Source organism: Bacillus sp. MBGLi79, from assembly GCF_002953915.1.
Genome location: NZ_CP026521.1, coordinates 1,895,970 through 1,903,438, shown reverse-complemented (window position 1 = coordinate 1,903,438; position 7,469 = coordinate 1,895,970). Strand labels below are relative to the sequence as shown.

Sequence of the window (7,469 nt, the reverse complement as noted above, 5' to 3'; positions counted from 1 at the left end):
AGAGCGGCTGCCGCTTCAAGGACGCTTCCTCCCGTTGAAATTAAATCTTCAATTACAACGACTTTTTGTCCTTTTACAACAGCGCCTTCAATTTGGTTTCCTTTGCCGTGCGCCTTCGGTTTGCTTCTGACGTAGCACATCGGCAGGCTCAGCCTGTCGGCGGCAAGCGCGGCATGGGGGATTCCCGCAGTTGCCGTACCGGCGATCATTTCGGCTCCGGGAAACTTGTCTTGAATCAGTCCGGCAAGCCCTGAAGCTATATCATCCCTTACTTCCGGATATGAAAGCGTCAAACGATTGTCGCAGTAGATGGGCGACAAGATGCCGCTCGCCCATGTAAACGGCTCGTTCGGGCGCAGGAAAACCGCTTTGATTCTTAATAAATGGTTTGCAATGTCTGTTTTCATGCCTTGGTTCCCTCCCACTCATGTCCTATTCTTCTGTAGGCTGACACAGGATCTTCCGCCTGTGTAATCGAACGGCCGACAACGATCGCCGACCCGCCTTTTTCCCTTGCGTAGCCAGGCGTCGCCACCCGGACCTGGTCGTTGTTTTTGTCATCCGCCATGCGAATTCCGGGTGTCACGGTCAGAAAATCTAAAGACGCGGCCCGGTAAATGTGTTCGGCTTCATGGACGGAGCAGACGACACCGTCAAGTCCGCTTTCTTTAGCCAACTTGCTGTAGTGAACAACTGTATCGAGAAGCGGCGTTTCAATCAGCAGCTCTTGCTGAAGCATTTCTGAAGACGTGCTTGTCAGCTGGGTCACAGCAATTAATGAAGGGCGTTTTCGGCCTGCCGGAGTCCCCGCTTCAAGGCCTTCAAGCGCCGACTCCATCATTTGCTTTCCGCCTGCTGCGTGCACATTGACAAGGCTGACGCCAAACCCCGCCAGCCTTGTCATCGCCTTGTATACGGTCGTTGGAATGTCGTGGCATTTTAGATCAAGGAAAATGCGGCAGCCGCGCTCCTGTAACTTTTCAAGGATGGCCGGCCCTTCCTGATAAAAAAGCTCCATGCCCACCTTCACGAAAAGCTCTTCTCCATGAAACCGGTCCAAAAACGCATATGTTTCCTGTGCTGATGCAAAATCAAGCGCGATGATGGGCGGCGTATGTTTCATCCTTCCAGCTCCTTCCGATACACTCGTTCAACGAACGGTATCCGTATTTTTCTAAAACGCGCGGCAAATCGGCGATGATTTCGGGACAAACAAACGGATTAACAAAGTTTGCGGTGCCGACGGCGACTGCGCTCGCACCCGCCAGCAAAAACTCAAGCACATCTTCCGCTGACTGGACACCTCCCATGCCGATGATCGGAATGCTGACTTTTTGGCTGACTTCATGCACCATTCTGATGGCCACCGGTTTAACAGCAGGGCCTGATAATCCGCCGGTTTTGTTCGCCAAGACCGGCTTTCCCGTTTTTAAGTCGAGCCGCATCCCGATCAGCGTGTTGATCATCGTCAAACCGTCTGCTCCCGCTTCTTCTATGGCAAGAGCGATGTCGGTAATGTTCGCGACATTCGGCGACAGCTTCACATAGACGGGAACGCTCGCAACCTCTTTCACCGCTTTCGTCAGCTCACTGGCCATTTCCGGCTGCGTACCGAAGGCGATCCCTCCCGTTTTCACGTTAGGACAGGAAATATTCAGCTCGAGCGCATGAACATTCGGCGCTTTGCTGATTTCTTCAGCCACTTCAACATAATCGTCGATCTGCGAGCCGGCGACATTGGCGATAATCGGTGTATCGAACTGTTCGAGCCACGGCAATTCGCGTTCCATGACAGCCTCTAAACCGGGATTTTGCAGACCGATGGCATTAAGCATGCCGGCTTGTGTCTCGGCGACGCGCGGCGTCGGATTCCCGAAGCGCGGTTCGCTCGTCGTCGCTTTAATCATGATCGCACCGAGACGTGAAAGATCGTAAAAGTTCGCAAATTCTCTCCCGAATCCGAAGCAGCCTGAAGCCGGCATGATCGGATTTTTCAATTGAAGGCCCGGCAAATTGACTTCGAGCATCATAACAGCACCTCCTGGGCTTTGAAAACAGGACCATCAAGGCATACCTTCACATAAGATGTTTCGCTTTCTTCCGTATGGCAGACACAGGCAAAGCAAGCGCCGATCCCGCATCCCATGCGCTCTTCCATTGACAGATAAACCTCTTTATCCGGATAGCGCTGTTTTAAAGCTTTCAGCATCGGCGTCGGTCCGCAGGCCATTATGCAGTCAAACTGAAGCCCCTCGTTTTCAATGACATCTGTAACAAATCCCTTTGAACCGCGGGTGCCGTCTGCGGTTGCCACATACACACGCCCGAAACGGCTGAATTCCTGTTCGTAAAAGACGTCTTTTGCAGAAGCAAATCCTAACACATGGATCGCGTGCACCCCTCTATTTGTCAGCTGTTTGCTCAGCTCGTAAAGCGGCGGAACACCGATCCCCCCTCCGACAAGAAGAGCCGTTTTCCCCGGTTCAAGCGATTCAGCCGGAAAACCGTTGCCGAGCGGACCAAGGACATCGATCTGATCTCCTTCCTGTTTTAAAGACAGGAGACTCGTCCCTTCCCCATCCTTGCGAAAGATGATGGTCACCTGCCGGGCGGCTCTGTTGATATCGGCGATGCTGATCGGCCGCCTCAAAAGCGGCGTGAGGGAATCTGAGACCTTGATGTGAAGAAACTGGCCGGGAGCGCCGCAAACTTCGGCAATCTCCCCTTCCAGTACCATTTGATAAATATGATCCGCGATACACTTGTTTGAACGGACTGTCATATACCCTTTTCTCATCTGACGGCCGCCTTTTGCTCAATTCTAATCGCCGGCATATGATCGGCGCGGAAGCTCATGCTTTCAAGCACCCGCAAAATCGCTTCCGCCGTATCAAGGGATGTCAGGCAGGCAACGCCGTTTTCAACTGATTCGCGTCTGATTCTGAAGCCGTCCCTTGCCGGCTGCTTCCCTTTTGTCAGCGTATTGACGACGAACTGCGCTTCCCCGTTTCGAATGACATCAAGGAGATTTGTGCCTTCTTCGCCGATTTTCCCGACGGTTTTAACAGGTACGGATGCGTCTCTTAAATAGCCGGCCGTTCCTTCCGTAGCCAATATTTTATAGCCGATCGCATGGAACCGCTTGGCGATCAATAGACCTTCCTCTTTATCTTTATCAGCAACTGTCAGGAGAACAGAGCCGTAATTCGGAATTTGGATGCCTGAAGCGATCAGTCCTTTGTACAGCGCTTTTTCCAAAGTGCTGTCTTTGCCCATGACTTCCCCGGTCGATTTCATTTCCGGTCCGAGCGTGATATCCACTCTCCTCAGCTTTGCAAATGAGAAGACCGGCACTTTCACATATACGCCTTCCTGCTCTTTTTGAAGGCCTTCAGTATAGCCCATATCGGCAAGCTTCCCGCCGAGAATCACTTTTGTTGCGAGATTGGCCATCGGAATGCCGGTGATTTTGCTGAGAAACGGCACCGTGCGGCTCGATCTCGGGTTGACTTCAAGGACGTAAACCTCATCTTTTGAAAGGACAAACTGAATGTTGAGCAGGCCGACGATGTTTAAGCCTTTTGCAAGCTTAATCGTGTATGCTTCAATCTTTTTCTTGATGTCCTCTGAAAGGGATTGCGGCGGGTAAACGGCAATCGAATCCCCTGAGTGGACGCCGGCCCGTTCAATGTGCTCCATAATCCCCGGAATGACGACCGTTTCACCGTCAGAAATCGCATCCACTTCAATTTCCTTTCCGGTCAAATATTTATCGATCAAGACAGGGTGCTGCGGATTGATTTTCACTGCATTCTTCATATAATGGAGAAGCTCTGTTTCATGGTAGACGATCTCCATCGCACGCCCCCCAAGTACATACGATGGGCGGACAAGCACCGGATAGCCGATGTTGGCTGCGATTTCAACAGCGCCTTCCACAGATGTCGCCGTTTTTCCGAGCGGCTGAGGCACATGCAGCGTTTCAAGCGTCTGTTCGAACTTGTCGCGATCCTCGGCGCGGTCCAAATCCTCAAGGGATGTTCCAAGAATGGCGACGCCCCGCTCCGCGAGCTCGTCGGCAAGGTTGATCGCAGTCTGTCCGCCAAACTGAACGACGACGCCTTTCGGCTGCTCCAAATCGATGATATGCATGACATCTTCAACAGTAAGCGGCTCAAAGTAGAGCTTGTCGGAGATGCTGAAGTCCGTTGAAACCGTCTCAGGATTGTTGTTAATAATGATTGCTTCATAGCCGGCTTCTTTGATCGCCCAAACCGAATGCACAGTCGCATAATCGAATTCGACCCCCTGGCCGATCCGGATCGGGCCGGAGCCAAGAACGATAACGCTGTTTTTGTCTGTTCTGACCGATTCGTTTTCCTCTTCATATGTGCTGTAGAAATAAGGTGTCTCCGATTCAAATTCGGCCGCACATGTATCAACCATTTTATAAACAGGCGTGATGCCTGTTTCTTTTCTAAGATCATAAAGCTTTCTTTCAGGCATCTCCCAGAGAAGGCTGATGAAGCGGTCTGAAAAACCGAGCTCTTTCGCTTCTTTCAAAAGACCCAGGTCACCGCGCCCGGCTTTCAGCTTTTCTTCAAAGCGAATGATTCCCTCAAGCTTGTGCAGGAAGAACAGGTCAATTGCCGAAAATTCGTGGAGATCGCTGACCGTGTATCCTCTTCTAAACGCTTCGGCCAAGTAAAAGAGACGTTCGTCTCCCGCTTTTTTAATCCGTTTTTCAAGCACTTCATTCGAGATCTCACCGGCATCTTTCAGCTCCAGGTGATAGACATCCGCTTCAAGAGAACGGACCGCTTTCAGGAGAGATTCCTCCCACGTTCTTCCGATCGCCATCACTTCGCCTGTCGCTTTCATCTGCGTGCCGAGCTTGCGGTTTGCCGATTCGAATTTATCAAACGGCCAGCGCGGTATTTTTGAAACGACATAGTCGAGTGCAGGTTCGAAAGACGCGTACGTTTTTCCTGTCACAGGATTCATCATTTCGTCAAGAGACAAACCGACGGCAATTTTAGCGGCAAGCTTTGCGATCGGATAGCCCGTCGCTTTTGAGGCAAGCGCTGATGAACGGCTGACCCGCGGGTTTACCTCGATGATGTAGTACTGAAAGCTGTCCGGGTCAAGCGCCAGCTGAACATTACAGCCGCCTTCGATTTCAAGCGCGCGGATGATTTTCAGCGATACATTGCGAAGCATTTGGTATTCGCGGTCGCTCAGCGTCTGGCTCGGCGCTACAACGATACTGTCCCCGGTATGAATCCCGACCGGATCGATGTTTTCCATATTGCAGACGACGATCGCGTGATCGCTCGAGTCTCTCATGACTTCATACTCGATTTCTTTGTAGCCGGCGATGCTCTTTTCAAGCAGACATTGGTGAACCGGGCTCATTTTTAAGCCGTTTTCAACAATTTCCTTCAGCTCGTCTTCGTTTGAGCAGATGCCTCCGCCTGTTCCGCCGAGCGTGTATGCCGGCCGGACGATGACGGGGAAGCCGATGCGCTCGACGAACTCGCGCGCTTCCTCGAGCGAGTGGATGATCTCGCTTTCCGGAACCGGTTCATTCAACTCATTCATCAGGCTTCTGAACAAGTCGCGGTCCTCCGCCTGTTGGATCGCAGCCAATTTCGTGCCGAGCACTTCAACACCGCACTCAGCCAGGATGCCGTGCTCGGACAGTTCGACCGCCAAGTTGAGGCCCGTCTGCCCGCCCAATGTCGGCAAAATGGCGTCCGGCCGCTCTTTGCGGATGATACGTGTTAAGAATTCAAGCGTCAGCGGTTCGATATATACGCGGTCGGCCATTTCCGTATCCGTCATGATCGTCGCCGGATTCGAGTTGACGAGAATGACTTCATAGCCTTCTTCTTTTAAAGCGAGGCAGGCCTGTGTACCCGCATAATCAAATTCCGCCGCCTGCCCGATAATAATCGGCCCTGATCCGATCACCAAAATCTTTTTGATATCTACGCGTTTAGGCATACCGCTTCCCCTTCTTTCTCTGTGGTTTCAATCATGTGTAAAAATTGATCAAATAAATGGTTGGCGTCTTCCGGTCCCGGTGAAGCTTCCGGATGGTATTGAACCGTGAAAGCCGGTTCGTGTTTATGTTTAAGCCCTTCGATTGTGTCATCATTAATCGCCACATGCGTCACTTCAAGCGGCGTGTTTTCAACGGTCGATACGGTATAGCCGTGGTTTTGAGCCGTAATTGATACTCTTCCGGTTGCAAGCTCTTTAACCGGATGGTTGGAACCGCGGTGTCCGAATTTCATTTTCGCCGTCTTTGCTCCGCAGGCGAGGGCAAACAGCTGATGGCCGAGACAGATGCCGAACAATGGAACCTTGCCGAGAATGTTTTGAATCATGGCAATTGCTTCGGGTACGTCCGTTGGATCTCCGGGTCCGTTTGACAGCATTACGCCGTCAGGCTTCAGCTGCATCACTTCTTCTGCCGTTACATTGTGAGGAACGACGATCACATCGCATTTGCGCTTGTTCAGCTCTCTTAAGATGCCGTGCTTCATTCCGAAATCGACAAGCACGATTCGCTTCCCTCTCCCAGGGCCCGGATATGCCGTTTTTGTTGAAACTTGGCTGACCTGATCGGTCGGAAGGTTCGTTTCTTTCAGCTTTTGAACCAAAGCCTCAGCATCTTCTTCCGGGCCGGCAAAAACCCCTTTCAGCGTACCTGCCGTTCTGATCATTCTTGTCAGCTTTCTCGTGTCAATTCCCGAGAGTCCCGGGATGTTTTTCATTTTTAAATATTCATCAAGGGTATAAGCAGAGCGCCAGTTTGACGGAAGTTGACATAACTCTTTTACGATAAACCCTTTCACATAAGGGGTGATAGATTCAAAGTCGTCTCTGTTGATTCCGTAGTTCCCGATCAGCGGGTAGGTCAGTGTGACAATTTGTCCGCAGTATGACGGGTCTGAGAGGATTTCTTGATAGCCTGTCATCCCCGTGTTGAAGACGACTTCTCCCATGGTGTTTTCCAGGCTGCCGAAAGCTTCCCCTTCAAAAATTGTTCCGTTTTCTAGTACAAGACGTCTTTTCATTTTACAAGTCTCCCCTCTTGGTAAACGAGTTTTCCCTTTGCCATTGTCATAACCGGCCAGCCGAAGCAGCTGATGCCGTCAAACGGCGTGTTTTTCCCTTTAGAAAGAAAGGTGTTTTTATCAATTTTTTCTTCGCGTTCAAGATCTATCAGCGTAATATCCGCGGACCGCCCGGCTTCAAGCTTACCGTAAGGAAGTCCGAACGCCTCGCAAGGTTTGACCGTCATATAATCGAGGAGCTGTTTCAGCGTCCAGTTTCCCGTTTTGACAAAGTGCGTATAAAGAAGCGGAAAAGCCGTCTCCAAGCCGACAATCCCAAATGGCGCCAGGCTCATTGTCTGTTGTTTTTCATCTTCTGTATGAGGGGCAGGATCCGTAGCGATA

The 7,469-nt window shown here is 51.2% G+C and carries 7 protein-coding genes; all 7 read right to left on the bottom strand.

Annotated features, from left to right (window positions below; translation table 11 throughout):
* A partial coding sequence (gene pyrE, locus C1T29_RS09690) for an orotate phosphoribosyltransferase (RefSeq protein ID WP_231516552.1) occupies positions 1 to 407 on the bottom strand: 407 nt, incomplete at its 3' end.
* Complete coding sequence (gene pyrF / locus C1T29_RS09685) at positions 404 to 1,123, bottom strand: orotidine-5'-phosphate decarboxylase (RefSeq protein WP_208945669.1); 720 nt, start codon at positions 1,121 to 1,123, stop codon at positions 404 to 406. The genes pyrF and pyrE, both read right to left, overlap by 4 nt.
* On the bottom strand, positions 1,092 to 2,027 hold the full coding sequence (locus C1T29_RS09680) for a dihydroorotate dehydrogenase (RefSeq protein WP_103749104.1): 936 nt from the start codon (positions 2,025 to 2,027) through the stop codon (positions 1,092 to 1,094). The genes pyrF and C1T29_RS09680 overlap by 32 nt, the downstream gene beginning before the upstream one ends.
* The gene (locus C1T29_RS09675) at positions 2,027 to 2,797 is read right to left on the bottom strand and encodes a dihydroorotate dehydrogenase electron transfer subunit (RefSeq protein WP_023857236.1); all 771 of its coding nucleotides are present in this window, start codon (positions 2,795 to 2,797) and stop codon (positions 2,027 to 2,029) included. The genes C1T29_RS09680 and C1T29_RS09675 overlap by 1 nt, the downstream gene beginning before the upstream one ends.
* A complete protein-coding gene (gene carB, locus C1T29_RS09670; protein ID WP_020451329.1) occupies positions 2,794 to 6,006 on the bottom strand; it encodes a carbamoyl-phosphate synthase large subunit in 3,213 nt (1,070 codons plus the stop codon). Before carB ends, C1T29_RS09675 begins: the two co-directional genes overlap by 4 nt.
* The gene (locus C1T29_RS09665; protein WP_103749017.1) at positions 5,991 to 7,085 is read right to left on the bottom strand and encodes a carbamoyl phosphate synthase small subunit; all 1,095 of its coding nucleotides are present in this window, start codon (positions 7,083 to 7,085) and stop codon (positions 5,991 to 5,993) included. Before C1T29_RS09665 ends, carB begins: the two co-directional genes overlap by 16 nt.
* Positions 7,082 to 7,469, bottom strand: a 388-nt coding sequence (locus tag C1T29_RS09660) for an amidohydrolase family protein (protein ID WP_208945668.1), incomplete at its 5' end; no start/stop codon positions are given. The genes C1T29_RS09660 and C1T29_RS09665, both read right to left, overlap by 4 nt.

Bases quoted from the DNA above. Each gene is read 5' to 3' on its own strand.
- C1T29_RS09665 (WP_103749017.1), bottom strand. From the start codon at position 7,085: ATGAAAAGACGTCTTGTACTAGAAAACGGAACAATTTTTGAAGGGGAA.
- C1T29_RS09675 (WP_023857236.1), bottom strand. From the start codon at position 2,797: ATGAGAAAAGGGTATATGACAGTCCGTTCAAACAAGTGTATCGCGGAT.
- C1T29_RS09680 (WP_103749104.1), bottom strand. From the start codon at position 2,027: ATGCTCGAAGTCAATTTGCCGGGCCTTCAATTGAAAAATCCGATCATG.
- carB (WP_020451329.1), bottom strand. From the start codon at position 6,006: ATGCCTAAACGCGTAGATATCAAAAAGATTTTGGTGATCGGATCAGGG.
- pyrF (WP_208945669.1), bottom strand. From the start codon at position 1,123: ATGAAACATACGCCGCCCATCATCGCGCTTGATTTTGCATCAGCACAG.